We start from the raw sequence: 18,816 nt of genomic DNA, 5'->3' as shown, positions 1-18,816 counted from the left end.
GCAGGAAGGGGAGACAGGCAACAGGCGGGGCTGTCGCGCCCTCGCCCCTCCCTCGCCGTCAGGCTTCGACGATCGGTGCGAAGCCGCCGTAGATCATGCGCTGGCCGTCAAAGGGCATGTCCTTCATGTCGTTCATGCGCGGATCCTCCATGACCTTCTTCATGCCCGTGTCGCGCGTGGCCTTGTCCGGCCATTCGATCCACGAGAAGACGGTGTTCTCGCCGTCGACGGCGTTCACGGCGCGCTTGAAGTCGGTGACCTTGCCGTCCGGGATGTCGTCGCCCCAGGTCTCGACCACGCGGGTCGCGCCATACTCCTTGAAGATCGGGGCGGCCTTGGCGGCCATGGACCGGTAGGCCTCCTTCTTCCCGGTCGGCACCGGGATCAGGAATCCGTCGATGTAGCTCATGGGGATCTCTCCACCTTGCTGGCTATCGTTCGCGACGCGGCTGCCTGCGGCTTGAACCGTCGATGCTTGGGACGCGGTCGCTCACTGGGCCCGGATGGCCGCCCGGGCCGGATGCGGTCCCCTCGACGGGCGGCATTGTAGCAGCCCGCGCCCGCGATGCGACCCCTGTGTGTCCGGAGCCGGAGGGCGGCCGCCCGGGCGCGTCAGGCGAGGATATCGAGCAGGGTTCCGGTCATCTCGTCGGCGGTCTTCAGGACCGAGACGTTGGCCTCGAGGGCGATTTCGGCGCCGATGCGCTCGACGGTTTCGCCGGCCAGGTCGGCGAGCGGGTCGGCCGCGGTGCGGCGGGCGCTGGCCTCGAAACGGGCGGAGGCGGCGGCGATGCCGGCGGCGGCGATGGCTATGGCCTGCATGGACGTCTCCCCGGGTGGTCGCGGTCAGGATGGCGCGGGAGGCTGAAGGGGGCGCCAACGAAACTGGTGAACGGCGGCGCGGATCGCCGTTCGGTGAATCGACAGGGTGAGCCCGACATGATCTGCTGGCGGCGTTCGACTCAGCGACAGGACGGTCGTCATGGTCAGCCTCGCCCATCTGAAGCGTCGCCTGGGGCAGTACGCCGCCGTCTGGGTGGGGGCGTTCCTGCTGTCGGGGGCGGCGATTCTGGTGGGGCTGGCGTTCACCGACCTGATGGCGGCGGCGGACCTGGCGCTGCCGGTCGGGCTGGCGCTGACCGCCCTGGCGCTGGGGGCCGGGCTGGTCGCCAGCCTCGTGTCGCGCGAGACGGTGGGGACCAAGCTGGTGGTCCTCATTCTGGCGGGCCTGTTGGTCCTGCCCCTGCTGTGGGCGCCGGTGTCGGCGGCGGTGGCCATCGCCTTTTTCGCCGATCGCTCGATCGAGTATTCGCAGGCCTACGCTGCCTTCCAGATCGGCGTGTCGCAGGTGCTGTTCCCGATCAGCCAGGCGCTGGGCGACGGCGACCTGTTCGGCTGGGTGTGGAGCGCCTTCCAGTGGGTGTCGACGGTGGTTGGCTTCCTGGCCGCGCTGGTGAAGCTGTGGCCTGTGCTGAGGCGAGTGCTGGGGCCGGAGCCGGTCGAAGAGACCTGAAGGCTATTCCGGTCGCCAGACCCGGACCCAATCGATCTCGAGCCACTGCGGGAGGGCGCTGTCGTCGATGCCTTCCGCCCCGCCCCAGTCGCCGCCGACGGCGACGTTGAGGATCAGCTGGAAAGGGCGGTCGAAGGGCCAGGCGGCGCGGTCGGTCCGCTCGTTGGGGAAGCTGTAGTACGGCCGCCCGTCGAGGACGAAGTCGATCGCCTCGGGGGTCCAGCGGACCTGGTAGACGTGGAAGGCGTCGCAGGCGTCGGGCACGGCGATCTCGGCCCCGCGCTGGGTCTTGGCGACATGGTTGTAGCGGCCGGTGTGGACGGTGCCGTGGACCACGCCGGGGCGGTGGCCGACGTGCTCCATGATGTCGATCTCACCGTCGCCGGGCCAGGCCTCGAGATCGACGGGCAGCATCCAGATGGCGGGCCAGGTTCCGCGGCCGCAGGGCAGTTTCGCCCGGGCCTCGAACACCCCGTAGGTCCAGCCCTCGCGGCTGAGCATGCGGGCCGAGGTGTAGTCCTGGCCGCCCCAGTCCGCGGCGTTGTCAAGCCGCTCGCGGCGGGCCTCGATGATCAGGCGGCCGTCCTCGACGCGGGCGTTCTCGGGGCGGTCGGCGGCGTAGTACTGCAGCTCGTTGTTGTACCAGCCGGTGGGGTTGGCCTCGGTGTCGTAGGTCCACCGGGCCGGGTCGGGCAGGCCGTCGCGCTCGAACTCGTCGGCCCAGACCAGGCGGTGGCCGGGCAGGCCCTCGGGCGGCGCCGGGGTCTGGGCGGCCGCGGGCGCGGCGAGCAGGAGAGGGACGAACAGGGCGGTCAGGAAGCTGCGCATCCCGCGACGATAGCCGAGGCGGAAGGCGGCGGGGATCACGGATGGTGACGGCCCGGGTCAGCCGGGGCGGACGACGCCGTCGGGATCGTGCGGGGCGTGGCGGTCCGGGTCGTCGCGGTCGAGGCCGCCGCGGCCGGCGTTGCGTTCCGCCTCGGTCGGCGAGCGCGGCGCGCCCTCCTCACGGCCGTAGGCCCCGGTGCGGGCCCGGGACGGGGCGTCGAGGGTCGGGTGCGGCGTCTCGAACCGGCCGACGAGCTCGCCCTTGGCGATGGTCGCGCCCTTCAGGACATTGACGAACTCGACCAGCGGGATGTCCTCCGCGAGGTCGAGGCGGCGGTCCAGGCCGAAGAGCTGGAAATAATAGCGGTGCGGGCCGTGGCCCTCGGGCGGGGCCATGCCGAGCCAGCCGGGGCGGCCCCCGGTGTTGAGGCCCTGGACGAGGTCGTGGCCGTCCCTGGGGTGGGCGGACTTGTCCAGGCCGGCGGGGAGGCTGGTCCAGGCGCCGGGGATGTTCCAGACCAGCCAGTGCACCACGGGCTCGTCGCGGGGCGCGTCCGGGTCCTCGACCACAAGGGCCCAGGTGACGACCTCGAGATTACCGCTCCACGACAGGGGCGGGGAGGTTTCGTCGCCGGCCTGGGCGTGGTCGATCGACAGCCAGCCGTCCACATCGATGGCGGGCGAGGTCATGGCGATGGCGGCGGGGCGGCTGGCCTGAACCTTCAGCGAGGTGATGGCCGCGCCGGAATGGGCGGGTTGCTTGTGCTGGGCCATGGGGGGTCTCCTGTGCGTGACCGGAGAACCGCGCTGGGGCGGGAAGGTTCGGCGCCGGAAGCGCTCTTGCGGGGGACCGACGGCGGAGTCATCGTCGGCGCATGAGCACGCAGGCGCCGGCGGGCGAACGCTTCCAGAGCTTTTCAGCCTTCTATCCGCACTACATCCACGAGCATTCCAACCGGACATGCCGGCGCATCCACGTGGTCGGCTCGGCGCTGGTGCTGGTCGTGCTGGGCGTCGCCGTCGTGACGCGGAACCCGTGGTGGCTGCTGGCCATGCCGCTGGTCGGCTACGGCTTCGCCTGGGTCGGGCACTTCTTCTTCGAGAAGAAGCGGCCGGCGACGTTCAAATACCCGCTGTGGAGCCTGATGGGCGACTGGCGGATGTTCTGGGAAGTGGTGAGCGGGAAGCGTCGCTTCTAGCGGGAGCCGACGGTGGTCGACGCCGAGGCCATCAGGGTCTGGCTCGGCTGGGCGTCCCACGACGGCGGGCAGCCCTCGAAGCGGCCGGCGTCGACGAGGGTCAGGCGGCGTTGGTTGAAGCGCATGGCCGGGCGCATCGAGCCGCGGCCGTGGCCGGTGTAGAGGTCGATCTTCTGGCCTTTGATCGCGCCGCCGGTGTCGGAGGCGTACCAGTAGCCGTCGTGCAGCGTGCCGTCGGGCATCCGCATGCCGACCGTCTCGGGGATGAACAGGCGGGTGCGGCGCGGGATGTAGCGGGGATCGACCGCCATGGTGCGCATGGGGATCGGCCGGCAGCCCAGGCTGTCGTTGCCCGTCGCTCCGCCGCCGCCCGCATGGTAGAGGTTGACCCGCGCGGTCCAGTCGGCGTCTTCGTCCATCAGGGCCTGTTGTTCGGCCGTCAGACCGGCCATGCCGCTGTCGGAACCTTCGTCCGGGGCTTCCGTTGATTCCACGCCGAGGCCCGATGCGACCGCGGTCTCGTAGGATACGGGATCACCCTGCACCGCCGCCTGGACGGGGAAGGCCAGCGCCCAGATAAGGGCGAACGCAGCGGCTGTGCCGAGCATGAATTGACTCATGTAAGCACCGGCCCCTGACGCGTCCGGCGCGCTGCTTGTCGTCAAAAAATGCGGCAAAAACCAGACTTCCCACTTTGCGTGCGACCGCCTGTCCGGTCATCCGGTGGATAAGTGGGCCTTGTGGTGGTTATGCCGAATCTCGTTTGGCCAACGCGCCCGAATATGTAAGCTGTATTCGCAGATCAGAAACACTTTGCTGGGCGACGATGCTTACTGTTTACGGAGATATTCGGTCCGGCAACTGTTTGAAGGTCAAGTGGTTGCTCGATCGCCTCGGCCATGATTATCGCTGGGTCGAAACCGACGTCATGTCGGGCGTGACGCGATCCACAGATTTCCTGCGGCTGAATCCCTGCGGGCAGGTTCCGGCGGTGGTGTTCGACGATGGCCGGACGCTGGCGCAGTCGAACGCGATCCTCGGGTTTTTCGGCGAGGGCACGCCATTCGTTCCCGCCGATCCGTGGGAGCGGGCCAAGATGTACGAGTGGCTGTTCTGGGAGCAGTACAGCCATGAACCGTATGTCGCGGTGGTGCGCTTCCAGCGCGCTTTCGTCGGCAAGTCGGCCGGGGAGATCGAGCCGCGCCTTATGCAGCGGGGACATGCGGCGCTGGACCGGATGGAACAGGCCCTGGCCGATCGCGACTGGCTGGCGGGCGACGCGGCCAGCCTGGCCGACATCTCCCTGGTCGCCTACACCCGTATGGCCGGGGACGGCGGGTTCGAGCTGACGGGCCGTCCCCGGGTGCGAGCGTGGATCGCGCGCGCGGAGGCGTGTCTGGGTCTGCCGCCGTACAGCGGTTTCGCCTGACGCCGGATCAGCGGGCGGCCGGTCGTCCGCCCTCGGCCCATTCCGGGGTGAAATCGCCCTCGGCCACCGCCGACAGCGGCGCGACCAGCGACTGGATCGCCTGGGTCATGAAGTCGAAATTGATGTTGGCGATGGTGTCTTCGGGGGTGTGGTAGGTCGGGATGGTGGCCCAGCCGGACACGGTGTGGGCGACGATGCCGCGCTGGGCGAGGGCGAAATTGTCCGACCGCTCGAAGAAATTCTGCTCCGGATAGGGATCGGGGCCGACGAGCGCCCCGCGCGCCTTGAGCTCGGGGCCGAAATTCGACCGCTCGAAGCCCGTCATCATCATGACGCCGGCGGGCAGTTGCGGATCCTGGTCCGCGATCATCTCGATCTCAAGGTTGGCGCGGATGCGGTCCAGCGGCACAGGCGGATTGTTGACGAAATAGCGCGAGCCGAGCAGTCCCGCCTCCTCCGAACCGTAGGCGACGAACATCACATTCATCCGGTGCGGTCCGCTTCCGGCAAGCGCCCGCGCCAGCTCGATCACCGCCACCGTGCCCGAGGCGTCGTCATTGGCCCCGTACATGACGACGCCGTCCGAGCGCAGGCCGATGTGGTCCAGGTGGGCCGAGACCATCAGCACGGGTCCGTCCGGCTCCGAACCCGGCAGCCAGCCGATGGCGTTGGAGGTGAAGCCCGCCTCGACCACGGTGTCGCCGGGATCATAGCTCGCCGTTCCGCCGGTCGCCTTCAGCCGGTCGAAGACGTCGGGCGCGAGGACCAGGACGACGGGGCCGGCTGGCGGCGTGGCGTCCGCGAGGCGGATGATCGGGTCGCGCGTGCCGCTGTCCCCGGTCGCCTGGGCGAGAACATCCGTGCGCCGCAGCAGGATGAGCCGGGCCCCGCTGCGCATCAGCGATCCGAACATCGCGCGAACCGCCGGCCCCTCGGGCGGCGCAACCATCAGGGCTTCGGCGCCGGACGGGATGGAGGCTGGGTCGGCGACGACCGAGATCGCGCCCGAGGCGGCGTTCAGCCCGCCCGCCATGACGGCGAAATCCGCGCCCTGGGTGATGGACATGCCGCCGATGGCCAGCCGCGCCTCACCCGAGGGCGTCACCTTCGTCACCGGGGCCTTCTGCACATAGCCGTCCATGCCCGGCGCGGGCGTCAGGCCGGCCAGCCGGAACTGGGCGGCGACATAGGCGGCGGCGATCGCTTCGTCGCGAGTGGCGCTGCCGCGGCCCTGCAGCTCTTCGCCGGCGAGGAAATTCATATGCGCCTCAACCGCGTTTCGCTCGACCGCGCGGGTCGCCTGGGCCATGGCCGGGCTGGCGATCAGGGCGATGAGGGATGCGGCGAGGAAGAGACGCTTCATGACGGACTCCGCGAACGAGGAAGCCAAGCCGTAGGATGCGGCTCAACTCCGGGTCAAATGAAAGCTTCTTAAGGTCTGGACGACCGGCCTCGCCCGGCCTAACCGGCCCTGCACCTTTCGTTTGCGGAGCCCGCCATGAAGCGCCTCGCCGTCGTCCTGTCCGCTCTGACGCTCGGCGTCGCCGTGCTGTCTGCGCCCGCCGTGGTCACGGCCTGGGGCAACACCGGCCACCGGTTGATCGGCGTCGCCGCCGTGCGGGGGCTCCCGGAAGAGTTGCCGGCCTTCCTGCGCACGCCCGGGGCCGCGGCCGAGGTCGGGGAGCTGTCGCGCGAGCCGGACCGCACCAAGGGTGGCGGTCAGCCGCACGACCGCGAGCGCGACACAGCCCACTTCATCGATCTGGATGACGCCGCCCATGTGATCAGCGCCGCCGGGCCGTCGATCGACGGCCTGCCGCGCCTGAAGTCCGAGTACGACGCGGCGCTGGTCGCGGCGGGGCTGGACGTCGATGACGCCGGCTACCTGCCCTACGCCATCTGGGACGGCTATCAGCAGTTGGTGCGCGACTTCGCCACCTGGCGGGTGCTGAACGCCGCCGAGGCGCGCGAGACCGATCCCGGCAAGCGGGCCTGGTACCGCGAGGACCGGCTGCGGCGCGAGGCGCTGATCCTGCGCGACATGGGCTATCTGGGGCACTACGTCGGCGACGGCAGCCAGCCCCACCATACGACGATCCACTACAACGGCTGGTCGCGGGATGTGCCGAACCCGGAGGCCTACACCACCTCGCGCCAGACGCACGGCCTGTTCGAGGGCGCGTTCACCGCGCGGGTGGCGCGGCTGGATGCGGTCGAGGCGGCGATGACGGCGCCGCAGCTGGACGGGTTCGCACTGCGCGAGCGGGTTCCGGCCTATCTGAAGACGACGCTGGCGCAGGTGCTGCCGTTCTACCAGCTGGAGAAGGCCGGCGGGTTCGCCGAGGGTGATGCGCGGGGCGCCGATTTCACCATCGCGCGGCTGGCGGCGGGCGCATCGGAACTGCGCGACCTGTTCATCCTGGCGTGGCGGGATTCGGCGGACGACGAGATCGGCTGGCCCAAGGTGAAGGTGGCCGAGGTCGAGGCCGGGACGGCCGATCCGTGGCTGGCCATGTATGGCGACGACTGATGGCGGCCTCCGACACGTTGGGCGTCCAAGAGCTTTCCATCCGTGAGGCCTACGACTGCATGTTTCACTTCCTGAACAGCTATTGGGAGCGGGGCGGAAGGTCGGACGATCAGATCGCCATCCTTCTTGGCGGCATGGCACTGCTGGCCGATCGCGCGTCGGCTGATCCGGCGATGATGTCTGACTGGCTCGACTCGGTCAGAGCCGTAACCGGTAAGGGACCCGCTCCCCTCTGATGCCCGATCCTGCCCCGCCCGTCGTCATCCTCGACAAGTCCCAGCTGGCCGACAACATCGGCGCTGTGGCGCGGGTGATGGCCAATTTCGGTCTGTCCGAACTACGGCTGGTCAGTCCGCGCGACGGCTGGCCGCAGGATCGCGCCTGGGCCACGGCCTCGGGCGCCGACTGGGTGCTGGACGGAGTGAAGGTGTTCGACAGCGTGGCCGAGGCCATCGGCGATCTGAACACCGTCTTCTCGACCACGGCGCGGCCGCGCGAGACGCGGCTGCCGGTGCGGACGCCGCGCGAGTCGGCGCGGCTGCTGTACGACGACCGCGCCTCGGGGCTGTCGATCGGCCTGCTGTTCGGGGGCGAGCGGGCGGGGCTGGAGACCACCGACATCGCCCTGACCCAAGGCATCGTCACCATCCCGATCGATCCGAAGCACCATTCGCTGAACCTGGCCCAGGCGGTGGCGATCAACGCCTATGAGTGGCGGACGCTGATCCTCGACGCGCCGCCGCCGCGCTTCCGCGAGGGCGATCCGCCGGCGTCGAACGAGCTGCTGGTCGGCATGTACGAGCACCTGGAGAAGGAGCTCGACGAGGGCGGCTTCTTCCACCCGCCCGAGAAGAAGCGGTCGATGAGCCAGAACCTGCGGGTGATGCTGGGCCGGGCCGGGTTCTCGGAGCAGGAGGTGGCGACCTTCCGGGGCGTGATCCACGCGCTGGCCAAGGGGCGGGGCCGGGTGCTGGCCAAGCTGGCGGCGAAGCGGGCGGCGGGCGAGGGCTAAAGGCCCGCGCAGAAGGCCGGGACCACCTCCGTCGCCGGGCCGTAGCGGCCTTCATCGAACAGGCGGCGGCCGAGGGAGGGTTCGAGGTTGAGCTCGACCGTGCGGGCCCCGGCGAGGTTGGCCAGCTGGATGAAGCCGGCGGCGGGGTAGACCGCGCCGGACGTGCCGATGGAGACGAACAGGTCGCAGCGCCGGAGAGCGGCTTCGATCCGGTCCATGTGCAGCGGAAACTCGCCGAACCAGACGATGTGCGGGCGCAGGCGGCCGCGCGGGTGGAAGGGCGACGGCTCGACGGGCACGAGGTCGCCGGGACGGTCGCAGACCTGTCCGGTCATGGTGCATTCGGCCTTCAACAGCTCGCCGTGCATGTGGATCAGTTCGAAGCCGGGCGCCGGCGGCCTGTCGGCGTGGGCGCGGTCGTGCAGGTCGTCGACGTTCTGGGTGACCAGCAGGACGTGGCCGTCCCAGCGGGCGGCGAGGTCGGCGAGGGCGTGGTGGGCGGCGTTGGGCTGGACCGCGGCCAGCTGACGACGGCGGCGGTTGTAGAAGTCCTGCACCAGGGCGGGGTCGCGGGCGAAGGCTTCGGGGGTGGCGACGTCCCCGACGCGATGGCCCATCCACAGGCCGTCGGCGGCGCGGAAGGTCGGGACGCCGGACTCGGCCGAGATGCCGGAGCCGGTGAGGGTGACGAGGTTTCTGGACGCCATGTGGTTCCATAGCATCACCGGACCGGCCTAGAAGGTCGAGAGTGGAGGAGGACGGCTTGGTCGACGATCGCACCTACCAGAGGCTGTTCGGAGAGCTCTGTGTCCAGCTTGGATTCTGTTCGCTAGGAGTCGATGGCGAGGACAAGGTGAAAGCCCTTGGTCCGGCCGGCGCCGACACTCTGGCTCGCGCCGTTTTCGAGGCCGAAGGGCTGGACTACGACACCTACACGCCGAAAAAGGTGAAGGCCTCAGTCCGCGCCTGTATCGCCCGTCACCTCAATCAGGAAACCCGCCCATGAAAACCCGCGCCGCCGTCGCCTTCGAGGCCAAACGTCCGCTGGAGATCGTCGAGGTCGATCTGGAGGGGCCGCGGGCCGGCGAGGTGCTGGTCGAGATCAAGGCGACGGGCATCTGCCACACCGACGCCTATACGCTCGACGGGCTGGACTCGGAGGGCATCTTCCCGTCGATCCTCGGACACGAGGGCGCGGGGGTGGTGGTCGAGGTGGGTGCCGGCGTGACCTCGGTGGCGGTCGGGGACCACGTGATCCCGCTGTACACGCCGGAATGCCGGCAATGTAAAAGCTGCCTGAGCCGCAAGACGAACCTGTGCACCGCCATCCGGGGGACGCAGGGCAAGGGCGTCATGCCCGACGGCACCAGCCGGTTCAGCTACAAGGCCCAGGCGATCCACCACTACATGGGCTGTTCGACCTTCTCGAACTACACGGTGTTGCCCGAGATCGCGGTGGCGAAGATCCGCAAGGACGCGCCGTTCGACAAGGCCTGCTACGTCGGCTGCGGCGTGACCACGGGGGTGGGCGCAGTCGTCAATACGGCCAAGGTGGAGCCGGGGGCCAACTGCGTGGTGTTCGGACTTGGCGGCATCGGGCTGAACGTCATCCAGGGGCTGAAGATGGTCGGGGCCGACATGATCGTCGGCGTCGACGTCAATCCCTCGAAGGAGGAATGGGGCCGCCGCTTCGGCATGACCCATTTCGTCAATCCGAAGACGGTCGATGACGTGGTGGCGCATCTGGTCGAGCTGACCGGCGGCGGGGCGGACTACACCTTCGACTGCACCGGCAACACCACGGTGATGCGCCAGGCGCTCGAGGCCTGCCACCGCGGCTGGGGCGAGAGCGTCATCATCGGCGTGGCCGAGGCGGGCAAGGAGATCGCCACGCGGCCGTTCCAGCTGGTCACCGGCCGGGTGTGGCGCGGCTCGGCCTTCGGCGGCGCGCGCGGGCGGACGGATACGCCGAAGGTGGTCGACTGGTACATGGACGGGAAGATCGAGATCGACCCGATGATCACGCATACGCTGCCGCTGGAGCGGATCAACGAGGCGTTCGACCTGATGCACGCGGGCGAGAGCATCCGCAGCGTGGTGGTGTTCTGATGCGGGCGATGGCCTTGGCCATAGCCGGACTTCTGGCGGCTTGCGGCGCAGAGCCGGAACCATCTGAAAAGCCGGTGCTGGTCCAGTCCATCGCCACTCCCGGGTGGGTTCTGCGGGACACCACCCTTTACCTGCCAGTCAACCTGATCGACGAGCGCATCGAGGGCAGCCGCCTGGCCGACTACATGAAGAATATCAGGGACGAAGCGATCGCCTTCTTCGCTGAGCAGCCGCAAGGCGACGGGGCCAGTGGATCGGTGGTCTTCATCATTCAACCGGGCGGACAGGCGCGCATCGGCATTGTCACCGGCGAGCCACAGCTGCCGGAGGCGATGCGAACCGCGCTTGGCCAGCGTCTCATGAAACTCACGCCCCCGAACGTCACCGGTGGTCCGATCATGGCCAGTCTGAATTTCGATGTCTGGGGCGGGGGAGGATGGCCGGCCAATCATCCGACGCCGTTGCCTGAAGAATGGCGGCGCCTGATCCCCGAAGGGGGCGGCTTCATCAACGACGCCTTCATCCAAAGGGTCTGGGAACAGGGCTGAGGGCAGACCTTCCGAGGGGGAGCTTGCCTTGCTCAGTAAGTTCGCTAAAGAAACGGACTGAGGTATTACAGGCCGGGAGGGAAGCCATGTTCACCCACATCACCGTCGGCGCCAACGATCCGGAAGCATCGCGGAAATTCTATGACGCGGCCCTCGGCGCGCTGGGCATCGAGCCGGCGCAGGGGCCGGACCCGAAGGGGCGCTACTGGTGGCGCACGGACCGGGGCGCCTTCGCCGTCGGCAAGCCCATCGACGGCGAGGCGGCCTGCCACGCCAACGGCGGAACCATCGGCTTCGCGGCGAAGACGCCGGAGATGGTCCACGCCTTCCACGACGCCGGGGCGGCGGCGGGCGGGCGGTCGATCGAGGATCCGCCGGGCGAGCGGCAGGGGCCCTTCGGTCGGCTGTACCTGGCCTATCTGCGCGATCCGGACGGCAACAAGGTCTGCGCCCTGCACCGCATGGCGTAGGCCCGCGCGCCGGGCGGTGCTAAGCGGGCGGCATGGAGATCCTGAAGACCCATGCCGTCCACGGCGGAACCCTTCGCTATCTGAAGCACGGCAGCGCCATGACCGGCACGCCGATGACCTTGTCGGTATTCGTTCCGCCGGGGGCGGGGCCGTTTCCGGTGCTGATCTGGCTGTCGGGCCTGACCTGCACCGAGGACAATTTCACCACCAAGGCCGGGGCTTACGGCGCGGCGGCGGACCACGGGGTGATCATCGTGGCCCCCGACACCTCGCCGCGCGGCGAGGGCGTGGCCGACGACCCGGCCTATGATCTGGGGCAGGGGGCGGGCTTCTATGTCGATGCGACCCAAGCGCCGTGGGCGCCGCATTTCCGCATGGAGAGCTATGTCGTCGAGGAGTTGATCGGGCTGGTCGACGCGGAATTCCCGACCACGAAGGCGCGGGCGATCTCGGGCCATTCGATGGGCGGGCACGGGGCGCTGACGCTGGCCTTGAGACACCCGCACCTGTTCCGGTCGGTGTCGGCCTTCGCGCCGATCGCCTCGCCGACGCGGTGTCCGTGGGGCGAGAAGGCGTTTTCGGCCTATCTGGGTGATGACCGGGACGTGTGGGCGGAGCATGACGCGGCGCGGCTGATCGAAAACGGGCTCGGCGGCGGTTGCTACGATGACATCCTGATCGACCAGGGCGACGCCGACCCCTTCCTGAAGGAACAGCTGAAGCCGGAACTGCTGGCCGCGGCGGCGGAGGCGGCCGGGCAGCGCGTCACCCTGCGGATGCAGCCCGGCTACGACCACTCGTATTTCTTCATGGCCAGCTTCATCGCCGACCATGTGGCCTTCCATGCGGCGCGGCTGAACGGGTGAGGCGTCTGTGCTAGCGTCGCGGTGATCCACGGGAGACCGCGATGCCCCGCTTCCCTTTCGTACCCGGCCTTGCCGCCCTGCTGTTGACCGCCGCACCGGCCGCCGCGCAGCAGGTCGTCGATCCGGATTTCCGCCCTGTGGTCGAGCGCCCGGCCTACGCCGTCGACGGGCCGGTGGTCGTGATCGACGGGGCGCACCACAACTTCCATACCGTCGACGGCCAGTACGCGCCGTTCGCGGCCCTGTTGCGCGCCGACGGCTATCAGGTGCGGAGCGGGACGGCGCCGTTTACGGTGGAGGGGCTGGCGGGCGTGGACGTGCTGGTGATCGCCAACGCCGGCATGGTCCGGCCGGACCATGTCGCGCCGATCTTCACCGAGGCGGAAACGGCTGCGGTGGAGGCTTGGGTGCGCGGCGGCGGGCGGTTGCTGCTGATCGCCGACCATGCGCCGTTCGGGGCGGCGGCCGAGGCCCTGGCGGCGCGGTTCGGCGTGCGGATGGGCAAGGGCTACGCCTTCGCGGAGACGCCGAACGGAGTCAGCACCAATCTGGTCTACCCGTCCGGGGCCTTCGACGACCATCCGATCATCACCGGGCGCGAGGCCGGCGAACGGGTGGAGAGCGTCACCGCCTTCACCGGCCAGTCGCTGGCGGGGCCGCCCGGCGCGACCGTGTTGCTGCCGATGGCCGTCGGCGCGCGCGAGGCGCCGGATCTGCCGACGCTGCAGCGGATCAACGACCGGATCGAGGCCGGCGAGCCCGCCGGGGCGGTGATCGCGGAGCTGTCGGCTCCAGCCTTGCCGGCCCAGGCGCTGGCCTTTGACCACGGGCAGGGACGGGTGGTGGTGCTGGGCGAGGCGGGGATGCTGTCGGCGCAGCGGGCCCGGTTCCCGGACGGGCGGGAAGTGCGGTTCGGTATGAACGTGGCGCCGGGCAACGCCCGCTTCGGCCTGAACGTCCTGCACTGGCTCACCGGGCTGTTGCTGTAGTAGAGCCTGAGCCATGACCGACACCGCCCCCGACTACGACGAGATGTTCGCCGCCCTGTGCCGGGAGGTCGGCTTCTGCCTGCACCCCAAGGGTGAGAAGCGGGTGCTGGCGGCCCTGCCGAACGGGCTGGACGCCGCGACCCGGGCGGTGTTCGAGGCGGAAGGCGTGGACTTCGTCTCGGCCTCCGGCGACCTGCGGCGGGCCGTGCGCGACTGTCTGAAGGCCAACCTTCCGGACATGTGAGCGTAGCGGAATTCGGACCGCCGGGCTTGGGTTTGGCGCTCGGGCGCCTAGATGTGCGCTATCCGAAACCCTGTCGAAGGAGCCTCCCCATGGCCTTTACGCTTCCGCCCCTCCCGTATGCCTATGACGCGCTGGAGCCGGCCATCGACAAGGAGACGATGACCTTCCACCACGACAAGCACCACCGGGCCTATGTCGACAACCTGAACAAGGCGATCGACGCGGATGGCAGCCTGCAGGGCAAGTCGCTGGAAGAGCTGTTCGCCTCGATCTCCAAGGCCCCCAAGGCCGTTCGCAACAACGGCGGCGGGCACTGGAACCACAGCCTGTTCTGGGAACTGCTGGCCCCCGCCGACAAGGCCGGACAGCCGTCGGCCGAACTGGCCGCCGCCATCGACCGCGATCTCGGTGGAATGGACAAGTTCAAGGAGGCCTTCAACGCCGCCGGCGCCGGCCAGTTCGGCTCGGGCTGGGCCTGGCTGATCGTGCAGGATGGAAAACTCAAGGTGAGTTCGACGCCGAACCAGGACAATCCGCTGATGGACGTGGCCGACGAGAAGGGCGCCGTGGTGCTGGCCGCCGACGTCTGGGAGCACGCCTATTACCTGAAGTACCAGAACCGCCGGGGCGACTATCTGAAGGCGTTCTGGACGGTGGTGAACTGGAACAAGGCCAACGAACTGTTCGCGGCCGCCACGGCCTGATTTGTCGCAGTCCGTCGTCGTGGATTCTTCACGGCGACGGACTGGCGGCGACCCGAAATTGCCCTATTTACGTCATCGACTGTTGACTTCGGGAGGGCAAGCCGATGACGCCATCGTTCAAAATCGCCGCTGCGGGCCTGATGCTGGCCACCCTGATGGGCGCCGGAGCCTGTTCACCCGAGGCCCAGACGCCGCCGGGCGACCGCGCCGCGCCGGCCGCGCCCGTCAGCCCGGACGTCAGCGCCGTCCGCATCGGCACGCTGGAGGCGACCGCGCTGAGGGACGGGACCCTCAAGGTTCCGGCCGGGAATGCGGAGATGAGCCCGTGGACCAACACCGCGGAGGTGTCGGCCCTGCTGACCGCGGCGGGCGTCACCGATGGAACCGTCCACCTGTCGATCCAGCCGCTGCTGGTGCGCGACGGCGAGCGGGTGGTGCTGATCGACGCCGGCGCCGGCGGGCAGATGGGGACCGAAGGCAAGCTGGTCGCCTCGCTGAGAGCCGCCGGCGTGGAGCCGTCGCAGGTCACGGACGTGCTGATCTCCCACGCCCATGGCGACCACGTGGGCGGGCTGGCGGGGGCCGACGGCCGGTTGACCTTCCCCAATGCCGTTATCCGGATGAGCGCGCCGGAGTGGACCTTCGCCCAGGCGGGCGCGGCCGAGGCCGGGGCGGGCGCGCTGCTGGCCGCCATCACGCCCAAGGTCGAACCCTTCGCGCCGGGCGCGCAGGTCACGCCGTCGATCCGCGCGGTCCCGCTGGCCGGTCATACGCCGGGGCACAGCGGCTATGAGATCGAGTCGGGCGACGACCGGCTGCTCTACATCGGCGACGCGATGCACAGTTCGATCATCTCGGTTCAGCGGCCCGAGTGGCGCAACGCCTGGGACAGCGACAGCGCGGCGGCGGTGACGACGCGGCAGGGTCTGCTGGAACGCGGCGCGTCCGGGACCCAGCGGATCTACGGCGTGCATTTCCCCTTCCCCGGGGTCGGCCGGTTCCAGCGCCGGGACGACGGCTTCGTCTGGGTGCCCGAGGCCCCCCACCAGCCTTGACTCCGGGGATAGGGGCCGTCATAAGCCCCGCCTTCACGCCACCGGCTCGCCGCGTTGCGTGATCCACTACGGACGATGCGTGGACCGCCGTTGAGATCGTCCCTCCAGTTGGGGAGGGACCGGGCCGCATCATATTGAGAGTGACTTATGTCCAAGCGCCATAGCGCCAAGTACAAACTCGACCGGGTCATGGGTGAAAACCTGTGGGGCCGCTCGAAATCCCCGGTCAACAAGCGTTCCTACGGCCCCGGCCAGCACGGCCAGCGCCGCAAGTCGAAAGTCTCGGACTTCGGCCTGCAGCTGAAGGCCAAGCAGAAGCTGAAGGGCTACTACGGCAACATCACCGAGAAGCAGTTCTCGGCGACGTATGAAGAAGCCTCGCGCCGCAAGGGCAACAGCTCCGAGAACCTGATCGGCCTGCTGGAGTCGCGCCTGGACGCCATCGTCTACCGCGCCAAATTCGTCCCGACCGTCTGGGCCGCCCGCCAGTTCGTCAGCCACGGCCACGTGACCGTCGACGGCAAGAAGGTCGACATCGCCTCGTACCGGGTCAAGCCGGGCCAGGTCATCGAGGTCAAGGAAAAGTCCCGCTCGATGGCGCTGGTGATCGAAGCCCAGCAGTCGTCGGAGCGCGATGTGCCCGACTATCTGGAACTGGGCGATCGCGGCTTCTCGGTTCGCTACGTCCGCGTGCCGGAACTGGCCGACGTGCCGTTCCCGGTGAAGATGGAGCCGAACCTGGTCGTCGAATACTACTCGTCCTAAGTTCGACGATCGCGCGCTCGGCTGTTTGAGCCGCACACGGTTTGAAGGGCCCCGGAGCAATCCGGGGCTCTTCTGCTTTCAGGCCGGGGTTTTCTTGGCCGGCGAACAGGCGCACATTGGGCGCGTTCAGGATTTCGGCGCGGGAGGCCGGGAATGAAACGGATCGTCACGCTCTCCGGCGCGCTGTTGCTGGCCGCGACCCTGCCGGGGTGCGCGCTGGTAGACCGGTTCACCGACCGGTTTTCGACGACCGAAGTCGCCCAAGCCGTCGACTCGCCGGGGCAGATCGAGCCGGTCCACGCCGCCGCCATCGTGCAGGATCAGGCCGTGTTCTGGGTCAGTTCGAACGGCTGCACCCAGAAGGCGGACCTGACGCCGGTGGTGCGCCGGGCCGGAGACGGCTCGGTGATCACCCTGCGCCGCCTCAAGGAAGATCGCTGCCTCCAGCCCCGGGCCGAGGGCGTGGAGGTGAGCTGGAGCTTCCAGGAGATGGGGCTGGCGCCAGGTAGCCGGGTCTCGGTCGAGAACCCCTACCAGTTGCCGCGCGGCTGATCCCTCAGCGCGCCTCGAACGGCGGCAGCAGGGCCGCCGGGATGCGGTGGGGCCGCATGGTGGCGGCGTCGACCAGCACCCATTCCGAGACGCCCTGGGCGCACAGCCGGCCCTCGCCGTCCTCGATCCGGACATAGCGATTGAAGCGCGGGCCGTGCGGGTCGCCGACCCAGGTGCGGGCCTTCACGCCGACGGCGTCAGGGGGCAGCGGGCGGAGATAGTCGATCTCGTGCCGGACCGCGACCCACGACCAGCGGGCGCGGGCCTCGGGATCGAAGCGGGCGTTCCAGTGAGCCGTGCCGGCGTCCTGCAGCCAACCGACATAGACGACGTTGTTGACGTGGCCGTTGTCGTCGATGTGCTCGGGCCGGACCTCCAGCGGGACGACGAAAATCTCGCGGTCGGCCCGGGGTTCCAGCTGGGCCCTGGCCATCAGGCGTCGCCGAGCGGGACGCCCTTGTCGGCCAGCAGGGTCTGCAACTCGCCGGCGTTGAACATCTCGCGCACGATGTCAGAGCCGCCGACGAACTCGCCCTTCACATAGAGCTGGGGAATGGTCGGCCAGTCGCTGAAGGTCTTGACGCCCTCGCGCAGGCCCTCGTCCTGCAGCACGTCGACGCCGACGAAGGGCGCGCCCACGTGGTCGAGGATCTGCACCGCCAAGGAGGAGAAGCCGCAGCGCGGCGCGTCGGGCGTGCCCTTCATGAACAGGACGACGTCATGCTGCTTCACCGTGTCGGCGATGAAGGCGTGGACGGGATTGGCGGCGACGGCTTGATCGGTCACGGGAACGGGCCTTTCGGTGAAGGCCGTCAGCTAGGGACCGCGAGGCGGAGGGTCAAGGGCGCCAAGGGTCGCGCCGGAACGCGGCGGGCGGGCCCCACGTTCCTCACCTGCCCCGCAGGGCTGGAGGAAGGACCCGCATGGAGACGCCGGAGCCCCGCAAGGGCATGCCCTCGCCCGAGCTGAGCCGGGAAGAGTTCATCGTCCGCTACCTCAGCCGGTTCAACGACCCGGCCTTCGCCTCGGCGCGGGAGGCGCTCGACACGATCGCCGCCATCGCCTGGGACGGCTATATCGAGGGGCGGAAGTCGCCGGTTACGCGCAGGGCCGGGCCGGGCTTCGCCGACCCCGATTTCGATCTGCCGGTCGACTGGATCGCGGCTCGTGAGGCGGTGGAGGCGGCGCAGGCGCGTCAGCAAGACCCCTCAGGCCCCCTGCGCGCCCTCGTCATCAACGGCTCGTCCCGGTCCGAGCACACCTGCCCCGGCGAGATGTCCAAGAGCTGGCGCCTCGCCATGCTGGCGGAGGAGACGCTGGGGGCGGCGGGCGTCGAGACCACGGTGCTGGACCTGTCCCGGCTGGCGTCGGAGTTCGGCCGCGAAATCCATCCGTGCAAGGCCTGTTTCTCGACGGCGGCGCCGCTCTGTCACTGGCCGTGCAGCTGCTATCCCAACTATTCGCTGGGTCAGGTCCACGACTGGATGAACGACATCTTCCCCATGTGGGTCGAGGCCCACGGAATCTTCCTGGTCACACCGGTCAACTGGTACCAGGTGTCGTCGCCAATGAAGCTGATGATGGATCGGATGGTCTGCGCCGACGGCGGCAATCCGGACCCCACCCTGACCCATGGCAAGGACGCCAGGGCGGCCAAGGCGGAGGAGCTGAAGGGTTGGTCCTATCCACGCCACCTCGAGGGCCGGATCTTCTCCGTCGTGGTCCATGGCGACGTCGAGGGGGCGGAGAACGTGCGCCGCTCGGTTTCCGACTGGCTGAGATTCATGAAGCTGACCCCGGCCGGACCGGACGCCGAGATCGACCGCTACATCGGCTATTGGGAGCCCTACGCCACCAGCCACGACGCCCTCGACCGGGACAAGGACATCCAGGCCGAGGTGAGGATCGCCGCGGAGGAACTGGCGCGCGCGATCAAGGCGAGGCGGGCGGGCCAGCTGGTCACCACCTACGAGGGGCTGACGGGCCCGCGTCAGAAATAGGCG

The 18,816-nt window shown here is 69.1% G+C and carries 27 protein-coding genes; 18 read left to right on the top strand and 9 right to left on the bottom strand.

From position 1 onward, the window contains the following. Nucleotides 1-58 precede the first annotated feature (58 nt). Together ACSQ1L_RS06065 and ACSQ1L_RS06060 are read right to left on the bottom strand one after the other, a co-directional pair. Nucleotides 59-409 carry a DUF1428 domain-containing protein gene (locus ACSQ1L_RS06065; RefSeq protein ID WP_435992966.1) on the bottom strand — a complete coding sequence of 117 codons (351 nt, stop codon included), beginning with the start codon at nt 407-409 and terminating at the stop codon, nt 59-61. Between the two features lie 203 nt (nt 410-612). Continuing rightward, nucleotides 613-822 carry a flagellar hook protein FlgE gene (locus tag ACSQ1L_RS06060; protein WP_435992965.1) on the bottom strand — a complete coding sequence of 70 codons (210 nt, stop codon included), beginning with the start codon at nt 820-822 and terminating at the stop codon, nt 613-615. Between the two features lie 160 nt (nt 823-982). On the opposite strand from ACSQ1L_RS06060, the gene ACSQ1L_RS06055 reads away from it, so the two are divergent. Next, nucleotides 983-1,513: a hypothetical protein gene (locus tag ACSQ1L_RS06055; RefSeq protein ID WP_435992963.1), complete on the top strand. Its 531-nt coding sequence runs from the start codon at nt 983-985 to the stop codon at nt 1,511-1,513. Nucleotides 1,514-1,516: 3 nt separating this feature from the next. Here the strand turns inward: ACSQ1L_RS06055 and ACSQ1L_RS06050 are convergent, their stop codons facing one another. Then, nucleotides 1,517-2,380 carry a glycoside hydrolase family 16 protein gene (locus tag ACSQ1L_RS06050; protein ID WP_435992961.1) on the bottom strand — a complete coding sequence of 288 codons (864 nt, stop codon included), beginning with the start codon at nt 2,378-2,380 and terminating at the stop codon, nt 1,517-1,519. Nucleotides 2,381-2,398: 18 nt separating this feature from the next. Continuing rightward, entirely contained in the window at nt 2,399-3,115 is a 717-nt protein-coding gene (locus ACSQ1L_RS06045; protein ID WP_435992959.1) for a YbhB/YbcL family Raf kinase inhibitor-like protein, read from the bottom strand. 101 nt (nt 3,116-3,216) lie between these two features. Between ACSQ1L_RS06045 and ACSQ1L_RS06040 the strand changes: the two genes are divergently transcribed. Further along, a complete protein-coding gene (locus tag ACSQ1L_RS06040) occupies nt 3,217-3,540 on the top strand; it encodes an Mpo1-like protein (RefSeq protein WP_435992957.1) in 324 nt (107 codons plus the stop codon). On the opposite strand, the gene ACSQ1L_RS06035 is transcribed toward ACSQ1L_RS06040, so the two are convergent. Next, nucleotides 3,537-4,148, bottom strand: coding sequence for a 3D domain-containing protein (locus tag ACSQ1L_RS06035; RefSeq protein WP_435992955.1), 612 nt, complete (start codon nt 4,146-4,148; stop codon nt 3,537-3,539). The two genes, ACSQ1L_RS06040 and ACSQ1L_RS06035, sit on opposite strands and share 4 nt — an antisense overlap. Nucleotides 4,149-4,366: 218 nt before the next feature. On the opposite strand from ACSQ1L_RS06035, the gene ACSQ1L_RS06030 reads away from it, so the two are divergent. Beyond that, on the top strand, nt 4,367-4,969 hold the full coding sequence (locus tag ACSQ1L_RS06030) for a glutathione S-transferase family protein (RefSeq protein WP_435993661.1): 603 nt from the start codon (nt 4,367-4,369) through the stop codon (nt 4,967-4,969). A gap of 7 nt (nt 4,970-4,976) precedes the next feature. On the opposite strand, the gene ACSQ1L_RS06025 is transcribed toward ACSQ1L_RS06030, so the two are convergent. After that, nucleotides 4,977-6,332, bottom strand: a complete 1,356-nt coding sequence (locus ACSQ1L_RS06025; RefSeq protein ID WP_435992953.1) for a M28 family metallopeptidase — start codon at nt 6,330-6,332, stop codon at nt 4,977-4,979. A gap of 135 nt (nt 6,333-6,467) precedes the next feature. Between ACSQ1L_RS06025 and ACSQ1L_RS06020 the strand changes: the two genes are divergently transcribed. The 3 genes from ACSQ1L_RS06020 to ACSQ1L_RS06010 are packed head-to-tail and all read left to right on the top strand — an operon-like array spanning nt 6,468 to nt 8,511. Beyond that, nucleotides 6,468-7,499: a S1/P1 Nuclease gene (locus tag ACSQ1L_RS06020; RefSeq protein WP_435992951.1), complete on the top strand. Its 1,032-nt coding sequence runs from the start codon at nt 6,468-6,470 to the stop codon at nt 7,497-7,499. After that, on the top strand, nt 7,499-7,735 hold the full coding sequence (locus ACSQ1L_RS06015; RefSeq protein ID WP_435992949.1) for a hypothetical protein: 237 nt from the start codon (nt 7,499-7,501) through the stop codon (nt 7,733-7,735). Before ACSQ1L_RS06020 ends, ACSQ1L_RS06015 begins: the two co-directional genes overlap by 1 nt. Further along, nucleotides 7,735-8,511: an RNA methyltransferase gene (locus ACSQ1L_RS06010; protein ID WP_435992947.1), complete on the top strand. Its 777-nt coding sequence runs from the start codon at nt 7,735-7,737 to the stop codon at nt 8,509-8,511. The genes ACSQ1L_RS06015 and ACSQ1L_RS06010 overlap by 1 nt, the downstream gene beginning before the upstream one ends. Here the strand turns inward: ACSQ1L_RS06010 and ACSQ1L_RS06005 are convergent. Continuing rightward, nucleotides 8,508-9,218 carry an NAD-dependent deacylase gene (locus ACSQ1L_RS06005; RefSeq protein WP_435992945.1) on the bottom strand — a complete coding sequence of 237 codons (711 nt, stop codon included), beginning with the start codon at nt 9,216-9,218 and terminating at the stop codon, nt 8,508-8,510. The genes ACSQ1L_RS06010 and ACSQ1L_RS06005 overlap by 4 nt on opposite strands. Before the next feature lie 56 nt (nt 9,219-9,274). Between ACSQ1L_RS06005 and ACSQ1L_RS06000 the strand changes: the two genes are divergently transcribed. The 11 genes from ACSQ1L_RS06000 to ACSQ1L_RS05950 all read left to right on the top strand — a co-directional run bounded on the left by ACSQ1L_RS06000 (nt 9,275) and on the right by ACSQ1L_RS05950 (nt 16,813). Further along, entirely contained in the window at nt 9,275-9,517 is a 243-nt protein-coding gene (locus ACSQ1L_RS06000; RefSeq protein WP_435992943.1) for a hypothetical protein, read from the top strand. Next, a complete protein-coding gene (locus tag ACSQ1L_RS05995; protein WP_435992941.1) occupies nt 9,514-10,620 on the top strand; it encodes an S-(hydroxymethyl)glutathione dehydrogenase/class III alcohol dehydrogenase in 1,107 nt (368 codons plus the stop codon). Before ACSQ1L_RS06000 ends, ACSQ1L_RS05995 begins: the two co-directional genes overlap by 4 nt. Before the next feature lie 14 nt (nt 10,621-10,634). After that, nucleotides 10,635-11,168, top strand: a complete 534-nt coding sequence (locus ACSQ1L_RS05990) for a hypothetical protein (RefSeq protein WP_435992939.1) — start codon at nt 10,635-10,637, stop codon at nt 11,166-11,168. Between the two features lie 86 nt (nt 11,169-11,254). Further along, nucleotides 11,255-11,638, top strand: coding sequence for a VOC family protein (locus ACSQ1L_RS05985; protein WP_435992937.1), 384 nt, complete (start codon nt 11,255-11,257; stop codon nt 11,636-11,638). A gap of 32 nt (nt 11,639-11,670) precedes the next feature. Further along, entirely contained in the window at nt 11,671-12,504 is an 834-nt protein-coding gene (fghA, locus tag ACSQ1L_RS05980; protein ID WP_435992935.1) for an S-formylglutathione hydrolase, read from the top strand. 41 nt (nt 12,505-12,545) lie between these two features. Beyond that, a complete protein-coding gene (locus ACSQ1L_RS05975; RefSeq protein ID WP_435992933.1) occupies nt 12,546-13,493 on the top strand; it encodes a DUF4350 domain-containing protein in 948 nt (315 codons plus the stop codon). Nucleotides 13,494-13,506: 13 nt separating this feature from the next. Then, nucleotides 13,507-13,737, top strand: a complete 231-nt coding sequence (locus ACSQ1L_RS05970) for a hypothetical protein (protein WP_435992931.1) — start codon at nt 13,507-13,509, stop codon at nt 13,735-13,737. A gap of 89 nt (nt 13,738-13,826) precedes the next feature. Beyond that, the gene (locus ACSQ1L_RS05965; protein ID WP_435992929.1) at nt 13,827-14,441 is read left to right on the top strand and encodes a superoxide dismutase; all 615 of its coding nucleotides are present in this window, start codon (nt 13,827-13,829) and stop codon (nt 14,439-14,441) included. A 104-nt stretch (nt 14,442-14,545) separates the two neighbouring features. Continuing rightward, nucleotides 14,546-15,496, top strand: coding sequence for an MBL fold metallo-hydrolase (locus ACSQ1L_RS05960; RefSeq protein ID WP_435992927.1), 951 nt, complete (start codon nt 14,546-14,548; stop codon nt 15,494-15,496). A gap of 147 nt (nt 15,497-15,643) precedes the next feature. Then, nucleotides 15,644-16,261 carry a 30S ribosomal protein S4 gene (rpsD, locus tag ACSQ1L_RS05955; protein ID WP_435992925.1) on the top strand — a complete coding sequence of 206 codons (618 nt, stop codon included), beginning with the start codon at nt 15,644-15,646 and terminating at the stop codon, nt 16,259-16,261. Between the two features lie 153 nt (nt 16,262-16,414). Further along, on the top strand, nt 16,415-16,813 hold the full coding sequence (locus tag ACSQ1L_RS05950) for a hypothetical protein (protein ID WP_435992923.1): 399 nt from the start codon (nt 16,415-16,417) through the stop codon (nt 16,811-16,813). A 4-nt stretch (nt 16,814-16,817) separates the two neighbouring features. Here the strand turns inward: ACSQ1L_RS05950 and ACSQ1L_RS05945 are convergent, their stop codons facing one another. Beyond that, nucleotides 16,818-17,246, bottom strand: a complete 429-nt coding sequence (locus tag ACSQ1L_RS05945; RefSeq protein ID WP_435992921.1) for an acyl-CoA thioesterase — start codon at nt 17,244-17,246, stop codon at nt 16,818-16,820. Next, nucleotides 17,246-17,599, bottom strand: a complete 354-nt coding sequence (gene grxD, locus ACSQ1L_RS05940; protein WP_435992919.1) for a Grx4 family monothiol glutaredoxin — start codon at nt 17,597-17,599, stop codon at nt 17,246-17,248. The genes ACSQ1L_RS05945 and grxD overlap by 1 nt, the downstream gene beginning before the upstream one ends. A gap of 137 nt (nt 17,600-17,736) precedes the next feature. Here grxD and ACSQ1L_RS05935 point away from each other — a divergent pair, with 137 nt between their 5' ends. After that, entirely contained in the window at nt 17,737-18,813 is a 1,077-nt protein-coding gene (locus tag ACSQ1L_RS05935; protein WP_435992917.1) for a flavodoxin family protein, read from the top strand. Nucleotides 18,814-18,816: the final 3 nt, after the last annotated feature.

The sequence above is a fragment of the Brevundimonas sp. LjRoot202 genome (genome assembly GCF_964253355.1).
Lineage (GTDB): Bacteria > Pseudomonadota > Alphaproteobacteria > Caulobacterales > Caulobacteraceae > Brevundimonas.
The sequence above is the reverse complement of the archived record's forward strand: the minus strand, read 5'-3'. Positions and strand labels throughout refer to the sequence as shown.

What these genes read in the sequence shown, in the direction of transcription:
- ACSQ1L_RS06045 (WP_435992959.1), bottom strand. Translation starts at nt 3,115, where the DNA reads ATGGCCCAGCACAAGCAACCCGCCCATTCCGGCGCGGCCATCACCTCG.
- ACSQ1L_RS05995 (WP_435992941.1), top strand. Translation starts at nt 9,514, where the DNA reads ATGAAAACCCGCGCCGCCGTCGCCTTCGAGGCCAAACGTCCGCTGGAG.
- ACSQ1L_RS06055 (WP_435992963.1), top strand. Translation starts at nt 983, where the DNA reads ATGGTCAGCCTCGCCCATCTGAAGCGTCGCCTGGGGCAGTACGCCGCC.
- ACSQ1L_RS06035 (WP_435992955.1), bottom strand. Translation starts at nt 4,148, where the DNA reads ATGCTCGGCACAGCCGCTGCGTTCGCCCTTATCTGGGCGCTGGCCTTC.
- ACSQ1L_RS05960 (WP_435992927.1), top strand. Translation starts at nt 14,546, where the DNA reads ATGACGCCATCGTTCAAAATCGCCGCTGCGGGCCTGATGCTGGCCACC.
- fghA (WP_435992935.1), top strand. Translation starts at nt 11,671, where the DNA reads ATGGAGATCCTGAAGACCCATGCCGTCCACGGCGGAACCCTTCGCTAT.
- ACSQ1L_RS06020 (WP_435992951.1), top strand. Translation starts at nt 6,468, where the DNA reads ATGAAGCGCCTCGCCGTCGTCCTGTCCGCTCTGACGCTCGGCGTCGCC.
- ACSQ1L_RS06005 (WP_435992945.1), bottom strand. Translation starts at nt 9,218, where the DNA reads ATGGCGTCCAGAAACCTCGTCACCCTCACCGGCTCCGGCATCTCGGCC.
- ACSQ1L_RS05945 (WP_435992921.1), bottom strand. Translation starts at nt 17,246, where the DNA reads ATGGCCAGGGCCCAGCTGGAACCCCGGGCCGACCGCGAGATTTTCGTC.
- ACSQ1L_RS06025 (WP_435992953.1), bottom strand. Translation starts at nt 6,332, where the DNA reads ATGAAGCGTCTCTTCCTCGCCGCATCCCTCATCGCCCTGATCGCCAGC.
- ACSQ1L_RS05975 (WP_435992933.1), top strand. Translation starts at nt 12,546, where the DNA reads ATGCCCCGCTTCCCTTTCGTACCCGGCCTTGCCGCCCTGCTGTTGACC.
- ACSQ1L_RS05970 (WP_435992931.1), top strand. Translation starts at nt 13,507, where the DNA reads ATGACCGACACCGCCCCCGACTACGACGAGATGTTCGCCGCCCTGTGC.
- ACSQ1L_RS06040 (WP_435992957.1), top strand. Translation starts at nt 3,217, where the DNA reads ATGAGCACGCAGGCGCCGGCGGGCGAACGCTTCCAGAGCTTTTCAGCC.
- ACSQ1L_RS05935 (WP_435992917.1), top strand. Translation starts at nt 17,737, where the DNA reads ATGGAGACGCCGGAGCCCCGCAAGGGCATGCCCTCGCCCGAGCTGAGC.
- ACSQ1L_RS06030 (WP_435993661.1), top strand. Translation starts at nt 4,367, where the DNA reads ATGCTTACTGTTTACGGAGATATTCGGTCCGGCAACTGTTTGAAGGTC.
- ACSQ1L_RS05965 (WP_435992929.1), top strand. Translation starts at nt 13,827, where the DNA reads ATGGCCTTTACGCTTCCGCCCCTCCCGTATGCCTATGACGCGCTGGAG.
- ACSQ1L_RS06015 (WP_435992949.1), top strand. Translation starts at nt 7,499, where the DNA reads ATGGCGGCCTCCGACACGTTGGGCGTCCAAGAGCTTTCCATCCGTGAG.
- ACSQ1L_RS05985 (WP_435992937.1), top strand. Translation starts at nt 11,255, where the DNA reads ATGTTCACCCACATCACCGTCGGCGCCAACGATCCGGAAGCATCGCGG.
- ACSQ1L_RS06060 (WP_435992965.1), bottom strand. Translation starts at nt 822, where the DNA reads ATGCAGGCCATAGCCATCGCCGCCGCCGGCATCGCCGCCGCCTCCGCC.
- ACSQ1L_RS06010 (WP_435992947.1), top strand. Translation starts at nt 7,735, where the DNA reads ATGCCCGATCCTGCCCCGCCCGTCGTCATCCTCGACAAGTCCCAGCTG.
- ACSQ1L_RS05950 (WP_435992923.1), top strand. Translation starts at nt 16,415, where the DNA reads ATGAAACGGATCGTCACGCTCTCCGGCGCGCTGTTGCTGGCCGCGACC.
- ACSQ1L_RS06065 (WP_435992966.1), bottom strand. Translation starts at nt 409, where the DNA reads ATGAGCTACATCGACGGATTCCTGATCCCGGTGCCGACCGGGAAGAAG.
- rpsD (WP_435992925.1), top strand. Translation starts at nt 15,644, where the DNA reads ATGTCCAAGCGCCATAGCGCCAAGTACAAACTCGACCGGGTCATGGGT.